The 26217-nt window shown below is 58.4% G+C and carries 27 protein-coding genes; 12 read left to right on the top strand and 15 right to left on the bottom strand.

Annotation, left to right across the window (positions count from 1 at the left end; translation table 11 throughout):
- The first annotated feature begins 115 nt into the window (after window positions 1–115).
- A complete protein-coding gene (hemE, locus tag BXY66_RS00605) occupies window positions 116–1156 on the top strand; it encodes a uroporphyrinogen decarboxylase (RefSeq protein ID WP_132858252.1) in 1041 nt (346 codons plus the stop codon).
- Between the two features lie 81 nt (window positions 1157–1237).
- Here hemE and BXY66_RS00610 read toward each other — a convergent pair whose 3' ends face one another.
- The 6 genes from BXY66_RS00610 to BXY66_RS00635 all read right to left on the bottom strand — a co-directional run bounded on the left by BXY66_RS00610 (window position 1238) and on the right by BXY66_RS00635 (window position 6701).
- The gene (locus BXY66_RS00610; protein ID WP_132858253.1) at window positions 1238–2311 is read right to left on the bottom strand and encodes a CaiB/BaiF CoA transferase family protein; all 1074 of its coding nucleotides are present in this window, start codon (window positions 2309–2311) and stop codon (window positions 1238–1240) included.
- A gap of 120 nt (window positions 2312–2431) precedes the next feature.
- Window positions 2432–3259 carry an SDR family NAD(P)-dependent oxidoreductase gene (locus BXY66_RS00615; RefSeq protein ID WP_132858254.1) on the bottom strand — a complete coding sequence of 276 codons (828 nt, stop codon included), beginning with the start codon at window positions 3257–3259 and terminating at the stop codon, window positions 2432–2434.
- 187 nt (window positions 3260–3446) lie between these two features.
- Entirely contained in the window at window positions 3447–4595 is a 1149-nt protein-coding gene (locus BXY66_RS00620) for an acyl-CoA dehydrogenase family protein (RefSeq protein ID WP_132858255.1), read from the bottom strand.
- 24 nt (window positions 4596–4619) lie between these two features.
- Window positions 4620–5033, bottom strand: coding sequence for a MaoC family dehydratase (locus BXY66_RS00625; RefSeq protein WP_132858256.1), 414 nt, complete (start codon window positions 5031–5033; stop codon window positions 4620–4622).
- Window positions 5034–5045: 12 nt separating this feature from the next.
- Window positions 5046–5513 (bottom strand): FAS1-like dehydratase domain-containing protein, encoded by a 468-nt coding sequence (locus tag BXY66_RS00630; protein WP_132858257.1) that lies wholly within the window; start codon window positions 5511–5513, stop codon window positions 5046–5048.
- Between the two features lie 3 nt (window positions 5514–5516).
- A complete protein-coding gene (locus tag BXY66_RS00635) occupies window positions 5517–6701 on the bottom strand; it encodes a lipid-transfer protein (protein WP_132858258.1) in 1185 nt (394 codons plus the stop codon).
- A 105-nt stretch (window positions 6702–6806) separates the two neighbouring features.
- Between BXY66_RS00635 and BXY66_RS00640 the strand changes: the two genes are divergently transcribed.
- Window positions 6807–7715, top strand: a complete 909-nt coding sequence (locus BXY66_RS00640) for a LysR family transcriptional regulator (RefSeq protein ID WP_132858259.1) — start codon at window positions 6807–6809, stop codon at window positions 7713–7715.
- A gap of 3 nt (window positions 7716–7718) precedes the next feature.
- Here the strand turns inward: BXY66_RS00640 and BXY66_RS00645 are convergent, their stop codons facing one another.
- On the bottom strand, window positions 7719–10304 hold the full coding sequence (locus BXY66_RS00645; RefSeq protein ID WP_132858260.1) for a hybrid sensor histidine kinase/response regulator: 2586 nt from the start codon (window positions 10302–10304) through the stop codon (window positions 7719–7721).
- Window positions 10305–10354: 50 nt separating this feature from the next.
- Window positions 10355–10876 carry a putative pterin-binding protein gene (locus tag BXY66_RS00650; RefSeq protein WP_132858261.1) on the bottom strand — a complete coding sequence of 174 codons (522 nt, stop codon included), beginning with the start codon at window positions 10874–10876 and terminating at the stop codon, window positions 10355–10357.
- Between the two features lie 293 nt (window positions 10877–11169).
- Between BXY66_RS00650 and BXY66_RS00655 the strand changes: the two genes are divergently transcribed.
- The 5 genes from BXY66_RS00655 (at window position 11170) to BXY66_RS00680 (ending at window position 16353) form a co-directional block, all read left to right on the top strand.
- Window positions 11170–11781 (top strand): LuxR C-terminal-related transcriptional regulator, encoded by a 612-nt coding sequence (locus BXY66_RS00655; RefSeq protein ID WP_132858262.1) that lies wholly within the window; start codon window positions 11170–11172, stop codon window positions 11779–11781.
- 153 nt (window positions 11782–11934) lie between these two features.
- Window positions 11935–12729 (top strand): DUF2092 domain-containing protein, encoded by a 795-nt coding sequence (locus BXY66_RS00660; protein WP_165929067.1) that lies wholly within the window; start codon window positions 11935–11937, stop codon window positions 12727–12729.
- A 586-nt stretch (window positions 12730–13315) separates the two neighbouring features.
- On the top strand, window positions 13316–14068 hold the full coding sequence (locus BXY66_RS20665; protein WP_165929068.1) for a peptidoglycan-binding protein: 753 nt from the start codon (window positions 13316–13318) through the stop codon (window positions 14066–14068).
- A gap of 149 nt (window positions 14069–14217) precedes the next feature.
- Entirely contained in the window at window positions 14218–15174 is a 957-nt protein-coding gene (locus tag BXY66_RS00675) for a lipid A-modifier LpxR family protein (RefSeq protein WP_132858265.1), read from the top strand.
- Window positions 15175–15282: 108 nt separating this feature from the next.
- Window positions 15283–16353, top strand: coding sequence for a Hint domain-containing protein (locus tag BXY66_RS00680; protein WP_132858266.1), 1071 nt, complete (start codon window positions 15283–15285; stop codon window positions 16351–16353).
- A gap of 36 nt (window positions 16354–16389) precedes the next feature.
- Here the strand turns inward: BXY66_RS00680 and BXY66_RS00685 are convergent, their stop codons facing one another.
- Complete coding sequence (locus BXY66_RS00685) at window positions 16390–17292, bottom strand: haloalkane dehalogenase (RefSeq protein ID WP_132858267.1); 903 nt, start codon at window positions 17290–17292, stop codon at window positions 16390–16392.
- 18 nt (window positions 17293–17310) lie between these two features.
- Complete coding sequence (locus BXY66_RS00690; RefSeq protein ID WP_132858268.1) at window positions 17311–17688, bottom strand: hypothetical protein; 378 nt, start codon at window positions 17686–17688, stop codon at window positions 17311–17313.
- Between the two features lie 115 nt (window positions 17689–17803).
- Between BXY66_RS00690 and BXY66_RS00695 the strand changes: the two genes are divergently transcribed.
- Window positions 17804–18400 (top strand): TetR/AcrR family transcriptional regulator, encoded by a 597-nt coding sequence (locus BXY66_RS00695; RefSeq protein ID WP_132858269.1) that lies wholly within the window; start codon window positions 17804–17806, stop codon window positions 18398–18400.
- A 243-nt stretch (window positions 18401–18643) separates the two neighbouring features.
- Window positions 18644–19543: an aspartyl/asparaginyl beta-hydroxylase domain-containing protein gene (locus tag BXY66_RS00700; RefSeq protein WP_132858270.1), complete on the top strand. Its 900-nt coding sequence runs from the start codon at window positions 18644–18646 to the stop codon at window positions 19541–19543.
- A 56-nt stretch (window positions 19544–19599) separates the two neighbouring features.
- On the opposite strand, the gene BXY66_RS00705 is transcribed toward BXY66_RS00700, so the two are convergent.
- The 3 genes from BXY66_RS00705 to BXY66_RS00715 form a co-directional block, all read right to left on the bottom strand.
- Complete coding sequence (locus BXY66_RS00705; RefSeq protein ID WP_165929069.1) at window positions 19600–20133, bottom strand: nuclear transport factor 2 family protein; 534 nt, start codon at window positions 20131–20133, stop codon at window positions 19600–19602.
- A gap of 37 nt (window positions 20134–20170) precedes the next feature.
- Complete coding sequence (locus tag BXY66_RS00710) at window positions 20171–21112, bottom strand: alpha/beta hydrolase (protein WP_132858272.1); 942 nt, start codon at window positions 21110–21112, stop codon at window positions 20171–20173.
- Window positions 21113–21223: 111 nt separating this feature from the next.
- Entirely contained in the window at window positions 21224–22102 is an 879-nt protein-coding gene (locus BXY66_RS00715; protein WP_132858273.1) for a helix-turn-helix domain-containing protein, read from the bottom strand.
- 162 nt (window positions 22103–22264) lie between these two features.
- On the opposite strand from BXY66_RS00715, the gene BXY66_RS00720 reads away from it, so the two are divergent.
- Window positions 22265–23002 carry a heparin lyase I family protein gene (locus tag BXY66_RS00720; RefSeq protein ID WP_132858274.1) on the top strand — a complete coding sequence of 246 codons (738 nt, stop codon included), beginning with the start codon at window positions 22265–22267 and terminating at the stop codon, window positions 23000–23002.
- Between the two features lie 28 nt (window positions 23003–23030).
- On the opposite strand, the gene BXY66_RS00725 is transcribed toward BXY66_RS00720, so the two are convergent.
- On the bottom strand, window positions 23031–23537 hold the full coding sequence (locus BXY66_RS00725; RefSeq protein ID WP_132858275.1) for a hypothetical protein: 507 nt from the start codon (window positions 23535–23537) through the stop codon (window positions 23031–23033).
- A gap of 66 nt (window positions 23538–23603) precedes the next feature.
- The gene (locus BXY66_RS00730) at window positions 23604–24554 is read right to left on the bottom strand and encodes an SDR family oxidoreductase (RefSeq protein ID WP_132858276.1); all 951 of its coding nucleotides are present in this window, start codon (window positions 24552–24554) and stop codon (window positions 23604–23606) included.
- A 210-nt stretch (window positions 24555–24764) separates the two neighbouring features.
- Between BXY66_RS00730 and BXY66_RS00735 the strand changes: the two genes are divergently transcribed.
- The gene (locus tag BXY66_RS00735; protein WP_132858277.1) at window positions 24765–25346 is read left to right on the top strand and encodes a hemerythrin domain-containing protein; all 582 of its coding nucleotides are present in this window, start codon (window positions 24765–24767) and stop codon (window positions 25344–25346) included.
- Window positions 25347–25544: 198 nt separating this feature from the next.
- Window positions 25545–26165 carry a 30S ribosomal protein S4 gene (rpsD, locus tag BXY66_RS00740; RefSeq protein ID WP_132858278.1) on the top strand — a complete coding sequence of 207 codons (621 nt, stop codon included), beginning with the start codon at window positions 25545–25547 and terminating at the stop codon, window positions 26163–26165.
- Window positions 26166–26217: the final 52 nt, after the last annotated feature.

The following is a 26217-nucleotide window of genomic DNA, read 5'->3' on the forward strand; positions in this document are numbered from 1 at the left end:
GGTGGAGACAGAGTGTCGCTGTGTCGGTGTTTTGATCGGATAGGGCATGCCAATCCACGGCGTTCCTTGATACATGTCAACGAGATGCATTTTTGGCGCACATATGAGGGTGAGCATGACAAAAGATAAGACGATCCTGCGGGCGTTGGCCGGCGAAACCCTTGAAACTCCACCCATTTGGATGATGCGCCAAGCCGGTCGCTACCTTCCAGAGTACCGTGCAACTCGAGCCGAAGCAGGGGACTTTTTGTCACTTTGCTACAACTCAAAACTGGCTGCCGAAGTCACGTTACAGCCAATCCGCCGCTATGGTTTTGATGCTTCCATTCTGTTTGCCGACATTCTTTTGCTGCCACAGGCTCTCGGTGCCGATTTATGGTTTGTGACCGGAGAGGGCCCACGGCTTTCGACGATCGAGACACAGGCCGACTTTGACAAGTTGAGCGCAGCGAGTGCGATCCATGAAACGCTAAATCCGGTCTATGAGACCGTACGGATTTTGCGCCGCGAATTGCCGCGGGAAACAACCTTGATTGGCTTTGCCGGTGCACCGTGGACGGTTGCGACCTACATGGTGGCAGGTCGCGGAACGCCGGACCAGGGGCCGGCGCATAAATTGAAAGATGAAAACCCCGCGCTGTTTGACCAGATCATCGACCGATTGACCGAGGGCACAGTGGATTACCTGTCGAAACAGATTGAAGCAGGCGCTGAGGTTGTGAAGCTATTTGACAGCTGGGCAGGCTCACTCAAGGGGGCGGATTTTGATCGTTATGCTCTTGAACCGGCAAAGAAAATCATCGCTGAGCTTAAGGCACGTCATCCAGATGTGCCGGTGATTGCATTCCCGCGCGGCGCCGGCGAGCGGTATGTCGGGTTTGCCAAGGCGACGGGCGCTGATTGTGTGGCACTGGATGACGGGGTGACGCCAGAGTGGGCTGCGGCCAACGTACAAGTGGACGGGTGTGTGCAGGGCAACCTCAAGTCTTCGCATATGGTGACCGGCGGACAGGATCTTGTGGACGAAACCCGAAAGATCGTCGATGCGTTTGGTAAAGGACCGCATATCTTCAATCTCGGGCATGGCATTACACCTGATGCGGATCCGGAGAACGTACAGCTTATGATCGACACGGTGCGCAACAGCGTGCGCTAAGCCTGTCTGCATGGCGTCGGTAAAGCGTCGGTATTGCGTCGGTACAGACTACGGCAGGACCCTGTAGGGACCTGCCTTTCCTTATCCAAGCTCGCCGAGGATCTCGTCTGTGTGTTGTCCTCTTGCGGGGGCGCGTTTAAGGTCGCTCGCCCTGCCGTCAAAGCGCGGAGCTGCTGCGGCCTGCAGATGACCGTCGGGTGCCTGCCAGATTCCGCGTTCCGCTGTATGAGGCGCGATTGCCGCCTCTTTTGGAGAAAGCACAACTGCGACGCAGGCATCCGAGTCTGCGAACAGGGCATCCCAGTGATCCCGCGGGTGTGCGAGAAATAGATCGGCGAGGCGTGTCGTCAGTTTCGGCCACAGCGCCTTGTCATGCTGGCGGGAGAATTCAGGGTCCTCAGAGAGATCGAGTTTGGCGAGGAAGGCGGAATAGAACTGTGGTTCAAGGCACTGCACAGATACGTACCCTCCATCGGCGCAGGCATAGCTGCGGGACCAGTGTGGACCGTCGAGCAGGCTCATGCCTCGATCCGTGGCGAGGCCGCCTGCCTGTTTCAAAGCCATCAGCAAGTTCATCATATGTGCAGAGCCATCGATGATGGCCGCGTCAACCACGGTACCTTGACCGGTACGTTGCGCATTCAGAATACCGGACAGTATGCCAATCACCAGATAGAGCGCGCCGCCGCCAATATCGCCGACCAGTGTGGCGGGTGTCATCGGCGGCGAGCCGGGCTCGGATGCGTACCAGAGAGCGCCGGACTGTGCGATGTAGTTGAGGTCATGGCCTGCGGTTTGGGCGCGGGGGCCGGATTGGCCCCAGCCGGTCATGCGGCCGTAGACCAGTTTTGGGTTCTCAGCATGTAGGGCTTCAGGGCCAAGGCCGAGGCGTTCCATGACGCCGGGGCGGAAGCCTTCGATCAGGGCGTCCGCTGTCGATATGAGCTTCTTCGCGGTGGCGAGGTCATCAGGGTCCTTTAGATCCAGCGCAATGGAGCGTTTGCCGCGGTCCAAGACGGATTGGTCTGCGGTGATGCCGCCGCCGCCTTTGCGGTGGATGGTGATCACGTCCGCGCCCAGATCGGCGAGGTGCATGGCGGCAAAGGGACCGGGGCCGAGGCCTTCGATTTCGATGATGCGGATGCCGTTGAGCATGTGTTGATCCTCGTCCCCACGATGTAATGCAAAGGGCCGCGACCGACCCTGGGAGGAAGCAAAGCGCCCTCCCGTGGGGAGGGTCGGGCGCGGCCCGGGCTTGCAGCCCGAGCCATATGATTAGAGACCGTTCAAGCCGCCGCCGACGGTGAGCACTTGTGCAGAGACATAATTCGATTCCGGGCAGCACATCAGGTAGACGCCATCTGCAGCTTCTTCGGGGGTGCCGGGACGACCGAGCGGGATGACGGCGGCGGCGCCCTGAGCCATCTTCTTGGGGATGCCGATGCCCACGGTATTGCCGTCGATTTCGATGGTTTTCTTTTCGTCAGTGCCTTCGGTCAGGCGGGTTTCGATGAAGCCAAATGCAACAGCGTTCACGTTGACCTTCAGTCGACCCCATTCCTTGGCCATGGTTTTGGTCAGGCCAAGAACGGCTGATTTTGCGGAGGAATAATTGGCTTGTCCGAAATTGCCTCCGGTTCCGGCGATGGAAGAGATATTGACTACCTTGCGGAAGACCTCACGCCCCTCTTCGGCTTCCTGTTTGGCGGCCCCCTTGATGAAGCCGGAAGCCGCGCGGAGAATTCGGAAAGGCGCTTTGACGTGCACGTCCATCATCGCGTCGAACATGTCGTCGGTCATGTGGCCGATCTGGGCATCCCATGTGTATCCCGCATTGTTGACGATGATGTCGATGGCATTCCATTCCGAAACGCCGGCACCGATGAAACGCTCTGCAAAGCCGTCTTCCGTGACGGAGCCCGCGAAGGCGATGGCCGTGCCACCTGTGGCGGTGATTTCATCAACGACGGCTTGGGCTTCGCCCTCTTTGAGGTCGTTGACGACAACGTTGGCGCCTTCGGAGGCGAGTTTCAGGGCGACGGCGCGGCCGATGCCGTTGCCTGCGCCGGTGACATAGGCGGTTTTTCCGGTGAGTTTGGTCATGAGAGTTTCCATGATGTCTTCCGAGACGCGCAGCGGCTCGGTTCGCACCCGACCCCGCCCCCTAGGGCGGGTGCGAATTTTCTATGTTCGAAAAGGTCACGGACCTTGGGGGGTGTTGTTCGGTTTGTACGCAGCATCAGGCCCGCCCTCGGGATCGGGTGCGACCCTGATGTTACGCGAGACGTCATCAGTCGATGTCCAGCGATCTGGCGATCACCTCTTTCATGATCTCATTCGTTCCGCCGTAGATTTTCTGTACGCGGGCGTCAGTATAGAGTTCGCTGATCGGGTATTCGGACATGTAGCCATATCCACCATGCAACTGCAGGCATTCGTCCACGATTTCGCATTGGGTTTGGGTGCCCCACCATTTGGCCATGGCGGCTTTCTCGGGGGTCAGCTTGCCCTCATCCAGTTCGGCGAGGCATTGGTCGCAGAAGGCGGCGAGGAGTTCGATCTTGGTGGCAGCTTCGGCAAGTTTGAAGCGGGTGTTCTGGAAATCCATGATGCGCTGGCCGAAAGCTTTGCGTTCTTTGACATAAGCCAATGTGTGCTCAAGCGCGCATTGGGAGGCGCCCAGCGCCATGTACCCGAGAATGAGCCGCTCCCACGGAAGTTGTTTCATCAACTGGACGAAGCCCTGTCCTTCGTCGGTGCCGAGAAGATTGGTCAATGGCACGCGCACGTCCTGAAAGCTCAGTTCGGCGGTGTCGTTGCGCTTCATTCCCATTTTCTTGAGCGTTCGACCGACGGCGAAGCCTTCGAGACCTTCGGTTTCCACGATGATGAGGGAGACCCCCCGACCTTTGGCTGTGGGATCGGTTTTGGCGACCAGCACAATCAGATCGGCGGAGGCGCCGTTGGTGATGAAGGTTTTGGAGCCGTTGATCAGATATTCGTTGCCGTCTTTGATGGCGGTGGTTTTCACCGCCTGAAGGTCGGAGCCTGTGCCCGGTTCTGTCATGGCGATGGCCGCGACTTTATGACCGGATGCCAGATCGGGCAGCCAGCGGGCCTTTTGCTCTTCCGTGCCGAAAGCCGTGATGTAATGCGCGGCGATGTTGTGCACGGAAACGCCCCAACCGCTGTCGCCAGCTTTGGTCTGTTCCAGAAAGGTGACCGCGTCGAAGTGGCGTGACAGCCCAAGACCACCATGATCTTCGGGGAAAGTCGCACCAAGAATGCCGAGTGCGCCGGCCTTCTTCCACAGGGACTTGGGGATGACGCCAGCTTCGGTCCATGCGTCTTTGTTGGGGGTAATCTCTTCGTCAAAGAAGCGTTTGACGGTTGTGGCGAAGGCTTGGTGATCTTCGCTCATCCACATGTGGTTTGGCATGGGCTGTTCCTTTGTGAGCAGGCTTCAGACGGCAATCACCGCCTCGCCTTTCAGAGTCTGTGTACCGTCATCGATGTGGGCGGCCAGTTTCAGCGTCAGGAGAGTCTCTCCGCCTTCTTCGCGCCTGTCGGTCACCTCTCCGGTGCAATCCACCGTCGCGCCCACCGGCGTGATGGCTGTGAAGCGGGTGTCGAGGTGGCGGATCTTGTCCTGTCCGGCGAAATTGCTGACAAGGCGGCCAAGCTGCGCCATTGACAGCATCCCGTGGGCAAAAACGTCGGGCATGCCGGCATTCTTTGCGAAATCCAGATCGATGTGGATCGGGTTGTGATCGCCGGAGGCTCCGGCATAAAGCGCCAGCGTTGTGCGGGTAACGGGGCCGAACTTGTGATCGGGGATCATATCGCCGACCTTTGCGTTTTGGGGGGTCACGGTCATGGGTTGTCTCCCTTATCCAAGCCTGTGGATGATGCCACGGGTCGCCGTCACGATCGGGCCGCGTTCGGGATGCGTGATGCGTGTGGTCACATGGGCGATTTCCAGTTTGCCGCCTTTGGGGTCCGAAAAGCCTGTGACTTCGTTTTGCACGGTCACGGTGTCACCTGCGAACATAGGGCCGTGATAGTCGTAGGCTTCGGTACCGTGCAGCAGCACGCGCAGATCTCCGTTGATCAGTGTCAGCAGGTCCGGCTGGCCCTGACGTGCAGCCTTCTGGCCTGCGAAGGTACCGACAACGACAGCGTAGGTCGCTGGTGCCAGAACGTCGGGATGGCCTGCTGCCTGCGCAGCCTCGACGTCCAGATGTACGGGGTCGGTTTCGCCAATGGTTTCAGCAAAGAAGGCGATGGCGCCGCGTTCCAGTGTGACCTCGACGGGAGGTGTGACATGGCCTTGTGTGGATCGGTCAAAAATACCCATGAATTAAGCTGCCTGATAGAGGGTCACGACGCAGGCGCCACCGAGACCGAGGTTGTGTTGCAATGCGGTTTTTGCGCCTTCGACCTGACGTGCCTCGGCTGTGCCGCGCAGTTGGTGGGTGAGCTCGTAACACTGGGCAAGGCCGGTGGCGCCGAGCGGGTGGCCCTTGGACAGGAGACCCCCGGACGGGTTGGTCACGAATTTGCCGCCGTAGGTGTTGTCGCCGTCGGCGATGAATTTCTGTGCTGTACCTTCGGGTGTCAGGCCAAGGCCTTCGTAGGTGATCAACTCATTGTGGGCAAAACAGTCGTGAAGTTCGACAACATCGACATCAGCAATATCTATTCCGGATTGCTCCTGTACCTGCTTGGCCGCTTCGGCGGTCATGTCGTAGCCAACAACCTGCATCATGTCGCGAGCCTCGAAAGTGGAGGCATAGTCCGTGGTCATGGATTGGGCCTTTATCGAGACGGTGGTGTCGATGCCATGTTTGGCTGCGAATGCTTCGGAGCAGAGGATCGCCGCCGCGCCGCCGCAAGTTGGCGGGCAGGCCATCAGGCGCGTCATCACACCTTCCCACATGACAGGTGCAGACATGACCTGTTCTTCCGTCACTTCCTGATTGAAAAGGGCGAGCGGGTTCTTGGCCGCGTGCCGGGAAGCTTTGGCGCGGATCTTGGCAAAATCGTTCAAATTGGTGCCATGTTTTTCCATATGCGACTTTCCGGCACCGCCAAAGTAGCGCAGGGCTAGCGGCACTTGTGAATTGCCGACAAGGTCGTCGCACGCCGCATCAAAATCGTCGAAGGGAGTTGGGCGGTCTGTCCAGTGGCTGCCGAGTGCGCCGGGCTGCATCTGTTCAAAGCCGACAGCGAGCACGCAGTCTGCAACGCCATGCTCGATGGCCTGTCGCGCAAGAAAGAGCGCAGTAGATCCAGTAGAGCAGTTGTTATTGACGTTGACGATGGGAATGCCTGTCATACCCACCTGATACAGGGCTTTCTGTCCGCAGGTGCTGTCACCATATACGTAACCTGCGTAGGCCTGCTGAACGTCGGCATAGGTCAAGCCGGCGTCCTTGAGCGCGTCACGGATGGCGGCTGCGCCCATCGCGTCATAGCTGTCAGATGCGCCGGGTTTGGCGAATTTGATCATGCCGACGCCGGCGACGATGGCTTGGTTTGTCATGCTGTCTCCTCCCAAAGGTGAGCAGAGTATCAACTTGACGAAGGGTATCTGGCAAATTCAATATTGGCTCGAGGTATTCCAAAATGGAATGGAGTGAGGCCTGACATGAATCTGACCAAATTGCGCTATGTGGTGGCAGTGGATCGACAGTCGTCGATTACTGCTGCGGCAAGGGTTTTGAATGTGACCCAGTCGGCTGTCACCAAAGCCGTCGCCGACGTGGAACAGGATCTGGGTGCGGCGTTGTTTGAGCGCCATGCAAGAGGTGTGACGGCCACGGCGTCAGGGCGGGAATTCATTGACCGGGCGGCACGGATTTTGGCCGACATGGATCAGTTGGTTGCAGATGTGGACGCAGGGCGTGAGAGTCGCGAACAGGTGTTGCGCATCGGTGTGAGCTCCAGTTCGCTTGAAGGGCTTATGAGCCGCGCGATATGGGCGCTGGTGGGCGCCCATCCGGAGGTGCGCGTGCAGATGCGCGGCGCTCCATTTGAAACCGCCTTGCAGCTTTTCCGGCAGGGTGATCTGGATGCGATTGTCGGGCCAGCTCGTCCTCTATTGGCCGAGGCAGGTGTGCGATGTGATCCTTTGCCCCCACTGGTGGCGCAGTTTTATGTGCGCCGCGGGCATCCTCTTGCGGGACAGGCTGTGACGGCGGAGGACGTGGCGAGTTTTCCCCTGATCGTGCCGGAGATGACGGGACCCTATGCTGACCCAATTCAGGATTTGATGCAGAAAGTGGACGGCGATCCGGCGCGGCGGCTTCACATCATGGAGGATTTCACGATGGCCGCGGGAGTGATCGAGCGCAGCGAAGCGATTGGCGTCGTGGTGGACAGTTATGCGCAAAGCCGCCAGTTCCGGTCGCGTTTTGATGTCCTGAATTATGGTGTGCGAGAACCTCTGCCTATGGCTGTGGCTTTTCGCAGCAGCGGTCGGCAAGGGCGTGCGTTGGGGTGGTTCAGGAAAGCCGTGCAGGATTACCCGCCAACTTCAGGTGCTCAAATGCCTTAGGCGTCAGGCCGCCATCAAAACATCAAGGGCGTCTTTGGTTTGCTGCCATACGGACGGGAGTTCGGCCAGCAGCTTGGCAGTTTCATCAAAGGCTGCCTCGTGCATGCTGGCTTCTGCCATCAGCAACGTTTGGCGCAGTTGCGCTGCCCCGAACACGGCCGCGCTACCTGCAACAGTATGAAGCCGGTGGGTCAGCGCGCCGAACTGGCTTTCTTCTGACCTGTCTGCGTCCGAAACGAGGGTGTCCACCTCGTCAATAAAACGGGTCAGCAGGCGGGCGAAGACAGCTTCTCCCATACCCTCGCGGTTCGCAGCAAGCTGTCCGGTGTCCAACAAGTCTACTGCGCCAGAAGCAATGGGGGTGTTAAGGTTTGTGAGGGCCAGACGCATGTCGTTCAGATTAAGTGGTTTGGGCAGGAAACCGTTCATTCCGGCCTCAAGAAAGCGGTCCCGTTCCTGTGGTAGGATGTTGGCAGAGACCGCGATGATCGGAACATTGCGGCTGGGCCCGTCACCGCACCGGATTGCGCGCGTGGCCTGCAGGCCGTCCATACCCGGCATTGCGATGTCCATGAGTATCAGGTCGAAATGGGCCGCTGCTGCGCGATCCACGCCGGTTTGCCCGTCTGTGGCTGTGACGACCGTGTGGCCATCTTTCTCGAGCAATTCGGTGGCCACTTCGCGGTTGATGGCGTTGTCTTCGACAAGCAGCACCGACATTTGTTGGTCCGCTTTGCTTGGCGCAGGTGCAGCGTCCACGCTTCCCGGTGCGCGGCCTCGCTCCATCGGTAGACGCACCCAAAAGGTGCTTCCTTCGAAGTTGGTGCTTTCGACGCCGATCGTACCGCCAAGGCCCTGGACCAACCTGCGGGTGATGCCGAGACCAAGACCCGTGCCGCCGGTTTGACGACCAAAGGAGGTGTCCGAGGTGACAAAATCGTCAAAGACACGGTCAAGATCCTCGGTGGCGATGCCGATACCCGTGTCAATCACACGCAATTCTATGATTGGCTTGTCGCCCTCGGTTTCCGGCATCTTTTCGATTTCGACGGTGACGTTTCCGTCCGGAGTGAACTTGATGGCGTTGCCAAGCAAGTTGAGCAGTATTTGTTCGAGAGCGGCGCGGTCGGTACGCCCCCAGGTCATGGGCGGGCCGACCCAGTGCCAGTCGAGATGCGTGCCATGCTGTTCCGCCTGACCTATCTGGCTGGCGACCAGTTCATCCAGCAGGGTTGTCAGGTCCGTGCATGCAATGTCGAAATCCAGTTCACCGGACTGAAAGCGGGCGATGTCCAGAACGCTGTCGACGTGGCGCATGAGAACGCGACCGGAAATATCCATGTTCCTCAGATAGCGGGTCTGCTTTTCTGTAAGGTCTGTGTCGTTCATCAAGGCGAGGTTGCCCAACACGCCGTTCAGAGGCGTGCGGATTTCATGGCTCATCATGGTGAGGAATTCGGCTTTGGCCCGCTCACCCGCCAAAGCCTTGTCGCGTGTCTCCAGAAGCTCCTTTTCGGCGGCCACGCGTTTTGAAATGTCGTGCATGAAGGCCACAAAGAGTTCCTGTTCCCCGTCGTCAGCACGCTGGATCGACAATTCTATCGGAAAGACTTCGCCGTTTGCGCGTTTTGCGCGCATGGTAACACGACCCTTGCCTTCGATAGTGCCGGCCTCCCCGTCGCGGATGCGTCGGATGCTTTCAAGATGCAAGTCACGGCGGTCGTCCGGTGAAATCATTTCGACGATGGGCCGACCTCGAACCTCGTCGAAGGTGTAGCCAAGGATTTCCTCGGCTGCCTTGTTGAATTCCAGCACATTGCCGGCAACATCTGTCACGATTACCCCGTCAAGGGATGTGGTCAGCACCGTTTGCATGCGATGGTTTGCTTGCGCGATGGCAATTTCCCGGGCACGGGATTTTCGGTAAATCGACAGAACATATCCCGTCAGGGCCGCCAGCGTCACAAAGAGCAGCAGAGCAAGGCCGGCCAGTTGCAATAGCATCGTGGTGATGGCGGCGCGATCTTCGTCACCTGCGCGGGCAAAGTAGGTGAGCGAGGAAATCGACAGGATGCGGGTGTTTTCCCGCAGTTCCGGACCGCGGCTGTACAGCACCGGCAGTGACGCAATCAACTGATCGTCGGACCCATCAATGATCGGGACGAGCTCTTGAACATAAGTCCAGGTCTTGTTCAGTGCTTCAGAGAATTCGGGGATCGTCTCGACACGTTTGTAATGTGGCGAAGTGCGCAAAGTGTTCAGGCGGCTGTAGAAAATATCAAACCGCAGGCGGAGCTGATTGAGATTGGGTGACCCGTTCAAAAGCGCATCTTTGACCGCGTTGTTGAAGTCGCCGGCTTCCACTTCGATTTGCGAAAGGGACCAGCCGACATTGTCGGATGCTTCCGGACGCACGCCGCTGAAGTTCGTGATGACACGATAGGAAAGCAGCGACGACAGAGCGATGAGGGTCGCAAGTGCGAGTACCAAGGCGGCAGCAATCACACGGCGAGCGTAAGGCTGCGTCGAAAACTGCAGGGGGGCTGTAAGCGAGGATGCTGCCGTGAATCGAGAGGCCGTAGATTTCATGGCCGTTTGGCCTGAGAGGGGGTCAACGGTCTCTGCTGCATGGGCGCAGATTAGTCGACGATTTCAAGCCTGTCGAGTTGCCACACGCTGTGTGAATAGACGATCGATGTCTGGTAGTCAGGCGAGGAATCATAAGGATAGATGATCCAAAGCGGGCCTTTGTCGCGACGGTGCATCGGCGCTCCGTCCATTTCATAGGCAAGGATTGGCGCTTGTGGGGCCAAGTCGGCGACCGGAATTTCTACGGTGTAGTCGTTTATAGCCGAGGCCCGCAGCGTGCTGCCTGAACTCCCCAGTTTATCAAGCAGCAACGCCAGCGGTACACCCGTGAACACATGAACCCCTTCTGTCCATATGGTCGTTGTCGACACGGTCTGCGCGGGCAGTGCCCGAAGCGACTCGATGTCGAACGTTGCCGTGCCGTCAGCGTTCTTGGCGCTGATTTTGCCTGACACGGTCAAAATGACGTCTCCGGTGGTCTCACCTTTGACGCCTCCGGCCGCTAAGACCGTCGTGAGTGGTAGCAGCAGGCAAAAAATGAAGGATAGAGCGTTGCGAAGTGTCAATGTCATATCCCGTGTCCCGAATGCTGCGTTCTTTATCGCAGATGACATAAAACAACTGCAGCGGGCATAGGTATAGTTCCCTATCCGAAAGGATAGGTTTTTTAATTTGACGTTGGGTAAGCTTTCGCGAATGCGCCACATTCGTCCTAAGGGCGCCATTCAATCGGCAAAGTTAAGCCGAACAGTGGTTTAGCTGTCTTAAACAGCAGATTGTGCCCGGTGTCAGGTTAGGGAATCCTTGCCTTGACCGGTTCGCGTGACCTCGGCAGTTGCGCGGTCTATGCAAAAGGAACCTGTCTGTGCTGATCCTTATCGCGGATGATCATGACCTTCTAAGGGATACGCTTGTTGCCTTTGTCCAAGGCGCGGGCGGAATTGAGGTGCGCACCGCGCATGACCTTGAAAGTGCCATCACGCGCGTCAGGGCGCAGGGACCGTTCGATCTTGTTCTTTTGGACTACAATATGCCCGGCATGAACCGGCTTGAGGGTATGAAGCGAGTAATGGCCGAGCCTAATGCGCCATGTGTGGCGTTGATTTCCGGAGAAGCACCGAGAGCTGTGGTTCAGGAAGCGATCGAGGCCGGGGCTTCGGGTTTCGTTCCGAAAACCATGCCGGCTAAATCGCTGGTGAACGCGATCCGCTTTATGGCAGCGGGCGAGAAGTTCGTTCCGTTGGACTTGCTGACTGGAGCCGAACATTCCACCCACCCGATCGCAAAGAAGCTCACACGACGCGAATTGCAGGTGCTTGAAGGGTTGGCGGATGGAAAGTCCAACAAGGAGATCGCGCGCGATCTCGATCTGTCGGAGCCGACGATCAAGCTGCATGTGAAGAACCTGTACCGCAAAATTGGCGCGGCAAACCGGACGCAAGCCGCGCTTCTGGCCCGCGAAGCCAAGCTCTTCTGATCAGCGTTTCGCTGACAAGCCTTTCCCATTATTCCCCGCACGTTGCGTTTTGGAATGCGCCAACTTGTTGCTAGGGTTGCCATACTGACTTTCACTGTCGGCGAGTCGCATTCGACCTGCGAAGCGGCTTCTGACCATATTTCAGGAGTCTTTATGCGTCTCGATTTTGGAAAATGGATTGCGGTCTTTTGCGGGCTGGCGATCGCGGGCGCAGCGGCCGCCCAAGAGGAGCCGAAAGACCCGGCAACGATGCGGCTGGATCCGCGCGCTGTCGAGGTTGTCGAAGCGGCTGCCTCGACACTGGCGTCTCAGGAAACAATCGGTGTGAATTGGTTCGTGTCTTTTGATCAGGTGATCGACGGGCGGGAGAAGTTGACGATACTGCGCAGTGGCCGCGCGGTCGTCGCTCGGCCGGACAAATATTATGCCTATGCCGAGCAGGAAGAGGGACTACGTGAGTTCTTTTATGACGGGCTCGGATTGACGGTTTTTCTTCCGGACGAAAATGCCTACGCCCACAAGCCCTATCTTGGATCGTTCGAGGATCTGGCAGATGTGATCCTGCAGGAGCACGGAGAGAGCCTGCCGATATGGCAGGTCCTTGTGTCCGACTTCGCCGACGAGTTTCTCGGTGATGTGACGGATGCGGCATATCTTGGAGTGAAGCGTATTGCGGGCAACGAAGTTCATCATGTGGCGCTGTCCAGCTACGAGGGTGATCTGCAAATGTGGATCAGCACGGATCCCGTAAATCCGGTGCCGATGTTACTTGTCGGCACGAACCCTTATGCGCAGGGATGGCCTCAGTTCCGAGCCTATTTCAACGACTGGGATTTCGCTCCGGACATCGGCGACGATACGTTCACTTTCTATGCAGACGATGAGGTCAACCGGCTGGTCTGGCCAAAGCAGCAAGACCGCGGTGACGCAATCGGGGGAGGCAATTGAGATGAAACGCTTTCTTGTTTTCTTTCTGAGTTTCGCAATGGCCCTGACGCAAACACCAGTGCCATTCCTAAGTGGTGGTTTTGGTCCGGACAGGGTTGAGGCGCAGGTGCGTGGCGGGCCGGGGGCCCGAGGCGGATTTACGCGTCAACCAACGGCGAGACCGGGAGGGTCTCGCACACGTCCTGCGATTTCCGCACCAAAGGCACGGCCGGCACCGAGTGTGCGCCCGTCGCGTCCATCGGCGCAACCTGCGACGCGCCCCAGCCGTCCTGCAACGCGGCCGAGCCAGCCAGTCACCCGACCAAGTCAACCGGTTACGCGACCGAGCCAACCGGCAACGCGGCCAAGCAGACCCGTGGCGCGGCCGGAACAGCCTATTGCCCGCCCGCCGGGCGCGCGTCCACCGTCGTCGACACGTCCGTCGCTTCCGGGCGCGGGGAACCGCCCACCGGGAGCCCGGCCACCAGGCGAGCGCCCGCCCGGTGCGCGTCCGCCGGGAAACAGACCGCCAATTGCGGATCGCCCGCCCGGGACCGGAACACGACCGCCGGGCGCCCGCCCCCCGGGGGGGCAGAGACCGCCAGTCGTGCGTCCGCCAATCGCGGGGCCTGGCCCCGGAACCGGACCGGGAAAGCCACCGGGCTGGCGTCCTCCTGGACATCGTCCGCCGAGTTGGCGCCCCCCATACCATCGGCCGCCCTATTACCGTCCGCCGCATTGGCATTGGGGACCATACTATTGGGGCCCGAGCTGGGGGTGGTTCTTCACCGCGGTCGTAGCCGGTTCCACGCTGGTCTATGTGACCTCGCTGCCTGAGGACAATGAGTGTCAGAAGATCAAGGATGGCACAGAGACGCTCTATCAATGTGATGGCGTGCTGTATCGGTCGACGTACCATGACGATACGCAGGTCTATGAAATCGTATCGCAAGCCGAGGAGGAGGTTGAACAGGCCCAAAGCATGTTGGGCTTGTCATTGACCTCGCCGATGGCAAGTGGTCCGGCGGTGCGGGAGCTTCAGACCCTGCTTGTTGGCTACGGTTACGATGTCGGGTCGGTCGACGGAGTTTTTGGTACCGCCACAGAAACCGCAGTGCTTTGGCTTCAATATGACTACGAGCTGGAACAAACCGGTGAGATCGATGATCCAACGGCGCGGCTTTTGGGCATTCTGCCGCCGGAAGAAGGGGCAGAAGTTGAGGCCTCTGTTGAGGAAGGCGCGGAGGCCGACGCTGCGGGTGACGAAACGCCTGAAGCAACGGCCGAAGACCCTGCAGAAGGTGATGCCGCCACCGAGGACAGCCCGTCGTCCGAAGAAGGCACCGCATCAGGGGATTAATCCGGATTGTGAATGGCAAACGGGCGGACATGCGATCTTGTCCGCCCGTTTGCATTTGAAGTGAACTGTGGCGCGCTTGCACTAGTGTCGCGCCAGTGGCGTGGATAAGGTGCCCGAGCTTGGTGGGGGAAGACCAAGGACGGGATTCTATGGGCCGATTTGCCTCCGCCATTCTGGGCGCGCTTGTTGTGTGCGTCTCGATTGCGATTTTCACCTCGAGTGCTTTCGCGAAGGACCGCGACGCCAAACCTGCGGGCGCACGAGAAGCGTTGGGATTTGGCAACCTGCTGGTCAACGATGCGATTGGAGACGGGTACGACCGCTGGCGGAGCGGGTCGTACACAACCTCGCGCATTTGGGGGCGCGGCTGGAATGGCGACCTTCCGGAAACCTTTGGCGATGTGATCGAGTTCCGGTTTGGCGGTGAGGTGATGTCCGGCGAGAGCCTCACGCGGCCGGCGCCGTCTGATCGTCCTTGGGCTGGCACATTCTTCTGGGGACTGCACACGCATTTCAAACGCGGAAAGACTGAGTTTGTCTTTGGTGGAGACCTGATGGCCGTCGGGCCGATGACACATCTGGACGATTTGCAGACCGCTTTGCATGACCTGATCGGGATTGCTGGGCCGTCTGACGCGGTACGCGCCGATCAGATCCAGAACCAGTGGATTCCCCGCGTGGTGGGGGAAGTCGGGCGCGACCTGCAACTTGGCGCGACAGGTACTTTGCGTCCTTTCGTCGAGGTGCGCGCCGGTGACGAAACCATGGCGCGGGCCGGGTTCGATGTGACATTCGGCAAGTTCGGGCAAGGGGAGCTATTGGTGCGTGACTGGGTCACCGGGCATCGCTATCGCGCAATCCGCAACCATCAGCGAGGCCTGTCCTTTGTGGCTGGCGCGGACATCGCAAAAGTCTTTGACAGTGTTTATCTGCCGGGCAGCCGCGGCTATGAGTTGACGGATGCGCGGGGCCGCATTCGCGCTGGCTTGCACGTGCGCGGAAAGGCATATCACGTGTTCTACGGGGTGAGCTGGCTGAGCAAGGAATTCAAGGCGCAGACCGAAGAGCAAGTGGTCGGAGCGATCAAGCTCGACTTCAACTTCTGAGGTTAAGAGGCCGCACTCATTCACTTTTTCAAATTTTTTCCTAGGCAGCCCGAATCGGCTTTGTTAACTTGCCGTTAATAAAAAAACTAAATGGCAGGTTATCGGGCAATGAAAACGGGCTTTCGTGGCACGTTTGTCATCTCCTGGTCGCAAACAGAAGTAGATGGTCTTAGGGCCGCACCGATTCAAACGTTGCAAACAGGCGTGGTGTGGTCGTGGACTGGAGACGCTGTCCAAGTGGACGGCTCCGGCACGCTTTTGCGACTCGACCAAGGGGAAGAAGCGGCAAACGTACGCAAGCGGGCGGCGCGCATGGTGCGCCGTCTGGTAGGAGCAGCAGTTACCGGGGATGGGACGACTGTTGATCTTGGAAATCTGGACGTAGAAGAACCGCTCATGGAAGGTGGCTTTGTCGTAACGGACGGAGCGCAGAGTTATACCGCCACCGTGATCGAAGTTCCGGGCAGCGCGCCGCTGCTGATGTTCCTCGACGAGTTACCGCCCAAGGGGCGGGAGCTTTGGGTTGTGCATCATTCAATGGAAGCGCTTGAAGCGCGGGCGCCGGGAGGCCGTCGTGCCGGTGTGATCTGTTTCACCCCGGGTACGATGATCGCAACTCCAGAAGGACCGCGACGTATCGAAGACCTGCGGGAAGGCGATCGGGTTCAGACGCGGGACAACGGCGCACAGGAGGTTCAGTGGATTGGCAGCAAACGGATGACCGGTGCACGGCTGTTCGCAATGCCCAAGCTGAGGCCTATTCGCATCCGCGCCGGTGCATTGGGGATTGATCGGCCGGATCAGGAATTGTTGGTGTCGCCGGACCATCGGATGTTGGTGCGTGGGGCCGCTGCGCGAGCCCTTTTCAATACCAACGAAGTTCTTGTGGCCGCGCGGGATCTGGTGAACGGGTCCAACATTGTGGTGGATCACGCCCTGCGAGAAGTGACCTATGTGCACCTGTTGTTGCCGGGGCATGAGATTCTCTGGGCCAACGGCGTCGAAAGCGAGAGCTTCCATCCGGCCAATGCGTCCCTTGCTTCGTTGGCTGACGAAGACCGGGCGAGGCTTTTCGAGAAGTTGCCGGAGCTGGAATACAACCCGCACGATTTCGGGCCGTTTGCACGGCGCAATCTGAGCGCCAGCGAAGCGGCAATCCTGCGGCACGACGCAGCATAATACAAAACGGCGCCCGCAAAGGGCGCCGTTTCTCACTTAGGCAGATTTTGCAGGAACCAGTTCCTGTAACCAGTTGGCAAGTTCCCGGCCTATCAGGTGGGGATTGTCTTCCTGAATGAAATGAATGCCTGCGCCAACGTCGACCACACGCAGATTTCGGATTGTGTCGCGGCACCATTGAACGCCGTCGGCGCGGATCGTGCCACCTGGCGAGCCGAAAAACAGAAGCATCGGCACGTCGGTTTCCCCGAGCCATGCGGAATAGGCTGCAACAATGTCATGCACATCCGACGGTGAGCCGTCGATGGGAATTTCCGTCGGCCAGACCCGAACGGGCTTGCGGGATTTCGCAGTAGGATACGGCGCGCGGTAGTGCACCATTTCTTCGGCGCTGAGGTCACGCACAATCGCGCTCGGCAGGATTTTGTTCACGAAAACATTGGCACCGGAGATCATCAGCCAGCCAAGACCAGTTGTCCGCATCATCTTGAAACCGGTACGGAAGTCCGGCGGAAAGCCGGACCAAGTCATTGGTCGGATGACGCCTTCCATGAAGGCAATTCCCCGGATGTTGTCAGGGTGCCGATGGGCATAGTGGAAGCCAAGCGCGCTGCCCCAGTCGTGGATAACAAGCGTGATGTTCTTAAGGCCCAAAGCCTCGATGAACCCGTCTAGATATGGCACGTGATCAGCAAAACGGTAGCCGAGATCGGGTTTGTCGGATTTGCCCATTCCGATCAGGTCGAGCGCGATGGCGCGACCGTGGGGCACCGTGTGCGGGATAATGTTTCGCCAGAGATAAGAGGATGTCGGGTTGCCGTGTATGAAAAGCACGGGGTCGCCTTCGCCTTCATCGACGTAGTGGATGCGGCTGCCATTCACATCGACAAACCTGGATTCGAAGGGAAATTCGGCAGAGATCGCTTGTGGGGATTTCATGGCGTCAGTCCTCTGGTCTCAGGCGCGGTAGGCGAAATAGGCGCGGACAGGTTTGGAAAACGTGAGGGCCATGGACACCGCGAAAGTTACGAAGCCGATTGGAGCAACGACGTAGAGCGAAACCCCGAGATCGGCCAGCAAAGCGAGGCGTATGCCGGTGATGTTACGTTTCAGGATCGAAGCAACGATGGCGCCGAAGGCGGCCACATAGAGGGCCAGGGCGAGGAGCATCAGGTTTGCGGCGCTGTCGCCCTCGAGGCCGTGAACCGAGAGGCCGTAAAACTTGAAGGCGACGAAAAATCCGACCGTGAACAGGATCTTGAGGGCATTGAGGATGAAAATTACGCGCAGGAGGATTGGTTTCGCCGCGCCGAGCTGTGGGTCGAGAATTGTCATTTTGGGTCTCCTGTTGGTCTTGGACAACCGCGTGTTGAGCAGGGTGCTGCAACATGCTAGTCAATTGGATAGAAATTAAACTATCCAGGTGGATAGAAAACGCAAGGGGAAACTCATGGCGCGAAAACGCAAAGCCGATCACGAGACCGCAATCGCCGGGGCTTTGGAGCTGTTTTGGCAAAAGGGATATGCCGGAGCGAGCACGCGGGAAATCGAGGAAAAAACCGGCTTAACGCGGTTTACCTTGCAGACGGCATATGGCGGTAAAGAGAAGTTTTTCCTAGAAACTTTAGACACTTATCTGGACAACGCGGAGGCGCGCCACTTTCCGGATCCGGCGCGGTTCACGCTGGATGATCTGGCAGAGTGGTTCGAGGGTATTGCGTCGGAAGAAAAGATTCCCCGCGTCCAAGACGCCGGGTGCCTTGCGTTCAATTCGATCAGCCAATTCGAGCGTACAGATCCGGACGTGAACGCGCGGATCGAACGGTATCTGGCCACTTTGGAAGATCGATTCGCCGCGATTCTGTTGCGGGCCGAAGAGGAAGGCGAAGTATCGCTACCGTTAGGTGCCGCAGCATCTGCGCAAGTGCTTATGGGGCTACTTTTGGGGCTGCACTCTGTCATCAAGGCGCGGACGGATGATGGCATGGCCCGGTCCTATGCGGCGTCTGCTGCCGGATTGCTGAGAAGCTGGCGGCGGGCGGCATAAGGGCGTCTGCAAAGCGTCGGTATTCCGTCGGCAAAGCGTCGATTTCATGTTTTGGCGTTTACCCCTTTCGCAACCTTCAGCCAAAACGGGAGGCCGCGCACGCACAGTGGGATCGATGTGCTCAAAATCCGGTCGAAAGCCGGGAGGGGTGACATTCTGTCTGGGCCGTCAGTCTTGATCAGACGCGGTTGAACGTGCGATTGTCCTGCATATTCAGACGACCTCGATTTCGGACCAGCAATAATGAACTTAGTAATACTCGCTGTCTTTATCCTGTGCGCGTTTTACGTGCAGACCCGCGGTACGCAAAGACACAAGAAACTGAAGCGCAGCATCACTGATCACGCCAATGTATTCGGGCCGATAAACTGTCTCTTTTACGCGACCTCCAAGGTGCCGACGACGCCTTACGTGGATCCCGCTCTATTTCCGGAACTGGATGTGCTTAAGGAGCGTTGGACGGAGATCCGCGACGAGGCCCGCGTTCTGAACGCTCAAGGCGCAATCAAGGCGTCGGACAAGCCTGATGACATCGGCTTCAACTCTTTCTTCAAGACAGGTTGGACACGCTTTTATCTCAAGTGGTATGGCAGCTCGCTCGACTCCGCGCGCAAGCTTTGTCCTGAGACAACCGCGATGGTGGAGAGTATTCCAAGTGTGAAAGGCGCTATGTTTGCGATGCTGCCGCCCGGGGCGCGCCTGGTGACGCACCGCGACCCGTTTGCCGGATCGTTGCGCTATCATATGGGTCTCGAAACACCGAACGACGACGACTGTTTCATCGAGGTGGACGGCGACCGGTATTCATGGCGCGACGGTGAAGTTGTCATGTTCGACGAAACTTACCTGCATTTTGCCGAGAACAAGACCGACAAAGATCGGATCGTTCTGTTTCTTGATATCCGTCGGCCGGTTATTTTTCGGGTGGTGGATTGGATCAATACACTGTTTTCCAACATCGTGATGGCCGCGTCTGCGACTGCGAACATGCCCGGAGACAAGATCGGAGCTGTGAACAAGGCTTTTGGCGGCATCCAGAAAGTCCGGTTGCTCGGCAAGAAAATCAAAGCCTGGAACAAGCCGGTGTATAACATCCTGCAATACGGGCTTTATTTGCTGATCATCTGGCTGATCTTCTTTTAACGCTTGCGAAAACGTGGAAACACTAAGGGCGCGGGAGACCGCGCCCTTAGTGTTTATTAGTTGCCGGCTTCAGATTGCTGCGCACGTTCCATGGCAAGAGCGGTCAGGGTGCGGTCGCCGAGTTCCTCGATCATGGCGAGCTCCATTCGTGTGACCCGCCATTGGCCGTCGAGTTTCGCGAGGTCCCAGTGGTATGTGCCGACAGGGCGCCAGAGCCGATCACCGATCCAGTGGCGGGCATCGATAAAAGCGGATGCGGTCGCGGTGTCGCCGCTCACGTTGACGGTTACGGGCCCGAGTTCGTGCCATGTCGCGTCAAATCCCGGAACGATACCGCGCCAGCTGTCCATAAGCGCGGTCGGTGTGGTCGTCGCCGGTTCTCCACCCCAGAGCGAGGTGTAATCGATCACAACTTCGGGCGCGAAGGCGCCCTCGGCGAGGTCATAGGCCGCGCGATCCACGGCGACGGTGATAGAGGTTACAAGGGTGCGGATCTGCGCCTCTTGGGGAAACCCTGCCGGAGGAAGGTCGGCTGCGGTGACTGTCGTAGCCAGCGTGGCCGTGGCGATTGCGGTGAGTGTCTGTTTCATCGAAGGCATCCTTTTCGTTGGGGGCGCTCAGGTCGCTTCAGCTTTTGAAATGGGTGGCGATCGTGTCGGCCGCGCGGGTGACGTCTTCGGGGTTGTCGTAGAAGTCGAACTGCGTGACGTCTTCGAGCATCTGCAACGTGGCCTCGCCCGCGAACCCAGACAGGAAGGCACGGACACCGTCCGGAATGGCTGCGGTTTCGGAATGCACGATGGCCAGCGGGTGAGTCAGTCGGGCACCGTTGTCGGCGGGGTGATAGGTCAGCCAGCCTTCCCAGCCCGCGTTGTTCCATTTGTTGTCGTATGCCGGAACAGCACCGCGGTCCGCGTCGTAGTAGTAGCCGCCAATGGGCATGAGCACACCTTCGGCGCCTTCGGGGCCCGAAGCGGGGATGATTTGACCGCCTGCCGCCTCGGCGGCACGGGACAGGTTGATCAAACCAGCGACGCCCTCGGAGCCGCCATAGACCGTCTCTACGAGGTGCTCGTTTTGCAGCCAGGGTGCAACAAGCCCGATGCGATTGACGGTGTCATTTCCTGCGACCGCATCGACCATGTAGCCGGCGGAAGCGCAGATGCCGAGACCGTTGATTTGGGAGGCATCAACTTCGGGCAGGGTGGCAACGAATTCGAACGCGGCACGGATGTCGGAAGTCTTTGCGGCAGGGCTTTCGGCGTAGCGCACGTGGCCGGGCAGATCTCCGGACTTGCCCCAGCCGCGGAAGTCGAAAGTGAACGCCGCAAAGCCGCGTCCAACCATTTCCTTGGCATACACGGATGGCATCTGCTCCTCGACCGAGGTCCAGGCGCCGGTCACGACCACAATGGGCAGGACGGAGCCATCGTGGCCTTCGGGCAGGTAGAGCGTGCCGGAGAGCTGTGCGCCTTCGTTTTCGAAGGTGAGGGTGCGAGTTTCAACTTGCGCAATTGCTGCGGTGCTGGCCATCAGCGATGCGGCTGCGGTGAGCGCGATCTTGTTCATCTGTTGTCTCCTCAAAGGGCCTGTTGGCGGGATTGATGAGTCAGAAATAGCGGGCGGCTGCGTGGGAAACTTGAACGGTCCGGCGGAGTTTTTGCATATTCCCGCGACCGGTCATCCGCTGCGGAATTGTCGGGGCGTCTGGCCGATGACCTGTTTGAAGCTGCGCGAAAAATGCGCCTGATCTGCGAAACCGCAGGCAAGTGCGATATCACCAAGCTGGCGCTTGTTGTCCTTCATCATCTCGATGGCCTGTTCAATGCGATAGGCGAGAACATATTGCATTGGCGTATCGCCAACGGTGTCTTTGAACAGGCGTCCGAAATGCGACGGGCTTATGCCGGCCTCACGGGCCAGATCGTCAAGCGTGATGGTGCGGTCCAGATTGGAGCGAATGAAACCGAGAACGCGGTGAAAGTGGTCGGACGTAAAGCTGGCAGACAGCGCGAGATCCTCAGGGCGCTGCTGACCATATCGTTTTAGCAGCTTGACCAGAAAGACGCGGCTCATGGCCTCGAACATTACCGCCGAGGTCAGGTCATCGTTTTCCAGCGCATCGCGCAGCATCACACCAGCAGAGCACAGGTCCGGATCGCTGAACTGCGGTAGGTCGACGAGTTGTTGCCGGTCGAGGACCATTCCGAGCTCGCGCTGGGCAAATGCCTCCACGCGGTCAGGCGCCAACGTGACCACGATCACGTCCGACTTGCCAAACCAGCGCCAGCCGGACCGGACACCCGCGGGGGTGACGACGATTTCGTGCTTGTGAAAGTCAAAGTCGCGCATCGTGCCGTCTCGACGGTTTTGCACACGATGCGGAGTGTCGCACAGGTTCAGGAGCACATGGTGTTCGGAAAACACTTCTTCCGGCATGCTGTCCGGCTCTGCCTGAAAATAGCGGACGGACATGAGTGAGGCTGCCGAGACATGTTCCATCTCGTCGCTGCTAAGGAGCGGTAAAGAGGGATAGATGTCGGCGTAGCGGCGGGGCATGGGCGGGCCTTGAAGTGAGGTGCGTTGGTTCTGGAGGCGGGATGGGAAAGACATTAGGTCAGAGGGGCCACCGCGAAAAGTGGGGGGCTTGAACCTCGTGAACAAGGGGGGCGGTTTGCCTCGCTTAAGAATTGAGATATTATTGTGCGGTAGGTCACGTACATGATGTTTCTTGTAAATCGAAAACGATTGGTCGCTTGTCTCGCCGCTGTGCTTTTGCCAGTGGGCTTCACTGCGGCCGATACCGGGTTCTACACGGATTTCTCGAGGCAGTTCCCGTTTGTTGTGCCGCACACATTCAACACGCCGGAACAAGCGATGCAGCGTGAGAATGGCGTTTTGAAAGTCACGGTTCTTCCCGGAATGCACGGCGCCCAGTTTGACGCGCGCGGGGGAAAGGAGCGGGCTGAAGTTGCACAGAATTTGGAAGGTGCGGCCTATGTCCGGCAAAGCTTTCGGGTTCGGGTAACGCCGGATTTCCAAGCGACCGGCAGGACGATGGTTGCGCAAATCAAGGCGTCGGAAACCAAGCCCATTCTCGGAAGCCCACCGGTTGCCGTCTATCTGGACAAGGGGGGACGGGCCAAGTGCAACGATTATTCAAGTGGACGTCCCGATCACAGCACCGCCAAAACCGCGCGACTTGGGGTGCGGCTGGATGACGGGCAGTGGCATGATGTCGTGATGGAATACGTCCTGTCTGAAAAGCAGGGCTTTTGCCGCGTTACCGTTGATGGGCACGAAGTCCTGCGGCGGGAGGACATAAATACGAACCAGCAGGGCAAGTACATCTTTGCGCGCATAGGGTTGTATCGTGATGCACAACCGTACGGGCAAACTGTCGAGTTCGACGATTGGTCCGTAGTGCATCGCAAAGACGTGCCAGTGGCCTTGCGGTAGGGGGCTTGAGCCGGGTATCGCCGTTGGGTCACTCCGGCGGCGCAGCTTGTTCCAGTTTCGTTTTGTAGACCGCCAACCTTGTGTTGGCGTTCGTGTCGATGATCAGAATCACCGACATCATTGCGATTGTGGTCGCAAGGCTCGCGCGCCAAATCGGAGAGTCGATCAGCGCGAAGAGCACCGCGCATGCGACAATGATCAGCGGAATAACCCTGAACACCGCAATCCGGTATTGCCCCAGTACGGCCTCGGCGCGCAGGAGTTCGGACGAGAGGAAGTCGGCAGGATTGGCACCGTAAGCCGCGGGAAAGCTTGTTACGCGCCCGTAGCTTTGTATGAAAATCCCGCCGCCGATGATCAAAAGAAGCGAGCCCGCAACCATAGTCGGGATTACATAAGCACGGGCCAATTCTGTTTTGCCCAGATATGAAAACCCGAAGCTGGCCCCGAGAAAAAGCAGGCCGAAGGCAATGAAGAACGACGAGGACAGCATTTCGGCTCTGGTCCAGTCGACGGCTGTTTTTACAATATCCATCGGCGTTCCTTTGGTGTGGGGACTATGCGCGCCAGCATTATGCCGGCCCGCGCTTTTAGCAATCCGTCAGAATTGCCATTTAAACCCTGTGGCCTCTTCGGACACGGTCCAAAGCCGTTCCATCACAGGTTTGTCGTAGGCATGCGGCTCAAGGGTGCCGCGCCCGACTGGGCCGACGGCCTCCATACGGCCGGTCGGACCATAGAGGGCGCGTTGTTCGGTCAGCGCGGTCTCGGTGGCGCACATCACTTCGGGGAATGAGCCTTGTTCCGCGGTCTGAACCATCGGGGTTTTCGACATCATCCACCAGATAATGCGCATCGTGCGGCTGCCGCTTGTGCTGATGAGCGAGGTTGCCGATGCGCCAGGATGACAGACATAGACTTCGACAGATTTGCCAGCGGCCTTGATGCGATCCTGCAGTTCATAGGCGAACATCATCTGCGCGAGTTTGGATTGGCTGTAGACCGGATTGGGGCTGTAATTCTTGTCCCAGTTCATATCGTCGAACTGGATGGTTCTGATACCAAGCTTGTAGCCCAGACTTGCCACCACGACGATCCGGCCACCGGAGGTGTCTATGCGGTCAAACAACATGCCGCACAAAACAAAGTGGCCATAGTGGTTGGTGCCCAGCTGACTCTCAAAGCCGTCCACCGTGATCTTTTGGTTTGGCACCTGTGCGATGGCAGCGTTGCAGATCAATGCATCGATCCGGGACTGGGTTTGCAGCACTTCTTGGGCGGCCGCGCGTACACTGGCTAGATCGGAAAGGTCCATGCGAATGAAACTAACGTCTGCTTCGGCGCCAAACTCTTGTTTGAGGTCCTGTACAGCCGCCGCGGATTTCTCGGCGCTGCGGTTCAGCATCACGACCTTAGCCCCTTTGTTCAGGAGCGTGCGGGCGGCCTGAAAACCGGCGCCCGCGTTGGCGCCGGTGATCAGGTATGTTTTGCCGGTAAGCGAGGGAAGGCGGTCCGGGGTCCAGCCTTTGTGTCCGAAGGTCGTGTCTGCCATGATGTAGCTCCTCGTGGGGCGGGTGTCTGGAGTGTTGACCTGACAATATATATCGGTGTGTTGCTGAAATAGGCCAGGACGTCGCAATTTTTTGCCTGATTGTATCGTTTTGACATTTTTGCGGCCCAATTAGCGCGCGTGCACGAGCAGGCGCTTGAGTTTCTCAGGGATACTCTTGAACTTTATTGGCGTTGCGCGTTTGTTGTCGTCATGTCTGACCTGTCTTTGCAAAGTCTTGATGATCTGAACCTTGATGAGGCGTCGCGTCCGAAAGCGCCACCGGTACCGGAAGCGACGGACACCCATCGGCGTCAGGGCAAGCAGCTCGCGTTTATCCACCGTCATTACCTCATGGAGATGGCCAAGATCGGGGCCGTGCTTGCCCGTATCGAAGCGGGGGACACGCCGCCCGAAGATCTTAGGCGGATCGTGCTCTCACTCGACATGGCCGAGAACTTCAAGGCGTTCGGGTCACTTTGCGGGCACGAGTGCCAGATTCTGAAGATGCACCATGACATTGAAAGTATGCAGATGTTTCCGCGCATTGCGGCTGCCGGCGGCGGTAAGTTCATGGACGTTGTGGCCAAGTTGAAGGCCGAGCACGAGGTGGTACATGAGTTGATCATCAGACTTGGTGATGCCGCCGACGCGTTGCAGGCCGACCCGGTCGAAGCAAATTTCGCCAAGGCCGCGGCCACATACCGAAAACTGGAAGAGGTTGTGCGGTCCCATTTTCGCTACGAAGAAACTGAATTGGCCGAGGCGATCGGGTATTATCTGGGGTCCATCTGACGAGGCCTTCCGTCGCAGCAATATGCGGCAAATTTCTTTGCGTCTCTTCTGAAGGCAAACCCGCTTGACTCCTGTGCTTACAGGCGTATAAGCGCGGCTTCATTGGTGTTGGTGGCCCCCGCAAGGGGATGCCTGTCACGTCGGCCAAATCCGGCGAGAGGACAACGCCCTTCGAAACCTGAACGAAGGAGATCAGCCGTGACCAAACGCACGTCTGCCAAGTACAAAATCGATCGCCGCATGGGCGAAAACATTTGGGGTCGCCCCAAATCCCCCGTCAACCGTCGTGAATATGGCCCCGGCCAGCACGGTCAGCGCCGTAAAGGCAAAATGTCTGACTTCGGCACCCAGCTGCGTGCCAAGCAGAAGCTGAAGGGCTACTACGGCGACCTGACCGAGAAGCAGTTCCGCCGCATCTATGGCGAAGCCGAGCGTGTTAAAGGCGATACCGGTGAAAACCTGATCGGCCTGCTGGAGCGTCGTCTGGACGCGGTTGTGTACCGCGCCAAGTTCGTACCAACCGTTTTTGCCGCACGTCAGTTCGTGAACCACGGCCACGTCAAAGTGAACGGCAAGCGCGTCAACATCCCGTCCTACCGTGTCAAAGAAGGCGACGTGATCGAGGTGCGTGACAAGTCCAAGCAGCTCGCAGTTCTGCTGGAAGCGGTTCAGCTGCCTGAGCGTGACGTTCCGGACTATATCGACGCGGACCACTCCAAAATGACCGCAACCTTCGTGCGCACTCCCGGCCTGTCCGACGTGCCGTACCCGGTTGTCATGGAACCGAACCTGGTTGTTGAATTCTACGCGAAGAACTAATCTTCGCCGACATTCCAAGAGTTTTGCAAAACCCCGCCCAAGTGGCGGGGTT

The organism is Shimia isoporae, assembly GCF_004346865.1.
Lineage (GTDB): Bacteria > Pseudomonadota > Alphaproteobacteria > Rhodobacterales > Rhodobacteraceae > Shimia > Shimia isoporae.

Bases quoted from the DNA above. Each gene is read 5' to 3' on its own strand.
- hemE (WP_132858252.1), top strand. From the start codon at position 116: ATGACAAAAGATAAGACGATCCTGCGGGCGTTGGCCGGCGAAACCCTT.
- BXY66_RS00610 (WP_132858253.1), bottom strand. From the start codon at position 2,311: ATGCTCAACGGCATCCGCATCATCGAAATCGAAGGCCTCGGCCCCGGT.
- BXY66_RS00615 (WP_132858254.1), bottom strand. From the start codon at position 3,259: ATGACCAAACTCACCGGAAAAACCGCCTATGTCACCGGCGCAGGCAAC.
- BXY66_RS00620 (WP_132858255.1), bottom strand. From the start codon at position 4,595: ATGCCAAACCACATGTGGATGAGCGAAGATCACCAAGCCTTCGCCACA.
- BXY66_RS00625 (WP_132858256.1), bottom strand. From the start codon at position 5,033: ATGACCGTGACCCCCCAAAACGCAAAGGTCGGCGATATGATCCCCGAT.
- BXY66_RS00630 (WP_132858257.1), bottom strand. From the start codon at position 5,513: ATGGGTATTTTTGACCGATCCACACAAGGCCATGTCACACCTCCCGTC.
- BXY66_RS00635 (WP_132858258.1), bottom strand. From the start codon at position 6,701: ATGACAAACCAAGCCATCGTCGCCGGCGTCGGCATGATCAAATTCGCC.
- BXY66_RS00640 (WP_132858259.1), top strand. From the start codon at position 6,807: ATGAATCTGACCAAATTGCGCTATGTGGTGGCAGTGGATCGACAGTCG.
- BXY66_RS00645 (WP_132858260.1), bottom strand. From the start codon at position 10,304: ATGAAATCTACGGCCTCTCGATTCACGGCAGCATCCTCGCTTACAGCC.
- BXY66_RS00650 (WP_132858261.1), bottom strand. From the start codon at position 10,876: ATGACATTGACACTTCGCAACGCTCTATCCTTCATTTTTTGCCTGCTG.
- BXY66_RS00660 (WP_165929067.1), top strand. From the start codon at position 11,935: ATGCGTCTCGATTTTGGAAAATGGATTGCGGTCTTTTGCGGGCTGGCG.
- BXY66_RS00675 (WP_132858265.1), top strand. From the start codon at position 14,218: ATGGGCCGATTTGCCTCCGCCATTCTGGGCGCGCTTGTTGTGTGCGTC.
- BXY66_RS00680 (WP_132858266.1), top strand. From the start codon at position 15,283: ATGAAAACGGGCTTTCGTGGCACGTTTGTCATCTCCTGGTCGCAAACA.
- BXY66_RS00685 (WP_132858267.1), bottom strand. From the start codon at position 17,292: ATGAAATCCCCACAAGCGATCTCTGCCGAATTTCCCTTCGAATCCAGG.
- BXY66_RS00690 (WP_132858268.1), bottom strand. From the start codon at position 17,688: ATGACAATTCTCGACCCACAGCTCGGCGCGGCGAAACCAATCCTCCTG.
- BXY66_RS00695 (WP_132858269.1), top strand. From the start codon at position 17,804: ATGGCGCGAAAACGCAAAGCCGATCACGAGACCGCAATCGCCGGGGCT.
- BXY66_RS00700 (WP_132858270.1), top strand. From the start codon at position 18,644: ATGAACTTAGTAATACTCGCTGTCTTTATCCTGTGCGCGTTTTACGTG.
- BXY66_RS00705 (WP_165929069.1), bottom strand. From the start codon at position 20,133: ATGAAACAGACACTCACCGCAATCGCCACGGCCACGCTGGCTACGACA.
- BXY66_RS00710 (WP_132858272.1), bottom strand. From the start codon at position 21,112: ATGAACAAGATCGCGCTCACCGCAGCCGCATCGCTGATGGCCAGCACC.
- BXY66_RS00715 (WP_132858273.1), bottom strand. From the start codon at position 22,102: ATGCCCCGCCGCTACGCCGACATCTATCCCTCTTTACCGCTCCTTAGC.
- BXY66_RS00720 (WP_132858274.1), top strand. From the start codon at position 22,265: ATGATGTTTCTTGTAAATCGAAAACGATTGGTCGCTTGTCTCGCCGCT.
- BXY66_RS00725 (WP_132858275.1), bottom strand. From the start codon at position 23,537: ATGGATATTGTAAAAACAGCCGTCGACTGGACCAGAGCCGAAATGCTG.
- BXY66_RS00730 (WP_132858276.1), bottom strand. From the start codon at position 24,554: ATGGCAGACACGACCTTCGGACACAAAGGCTGGACCCCGGACCGCCTT.
- BXY66_RS00735 (WP_132858277.1), top strand. From the start codon at position 24,765: ATGTCTGACCTGTCTTTGCAAAGTCTTGATGATCTGAACCTTGATGAG.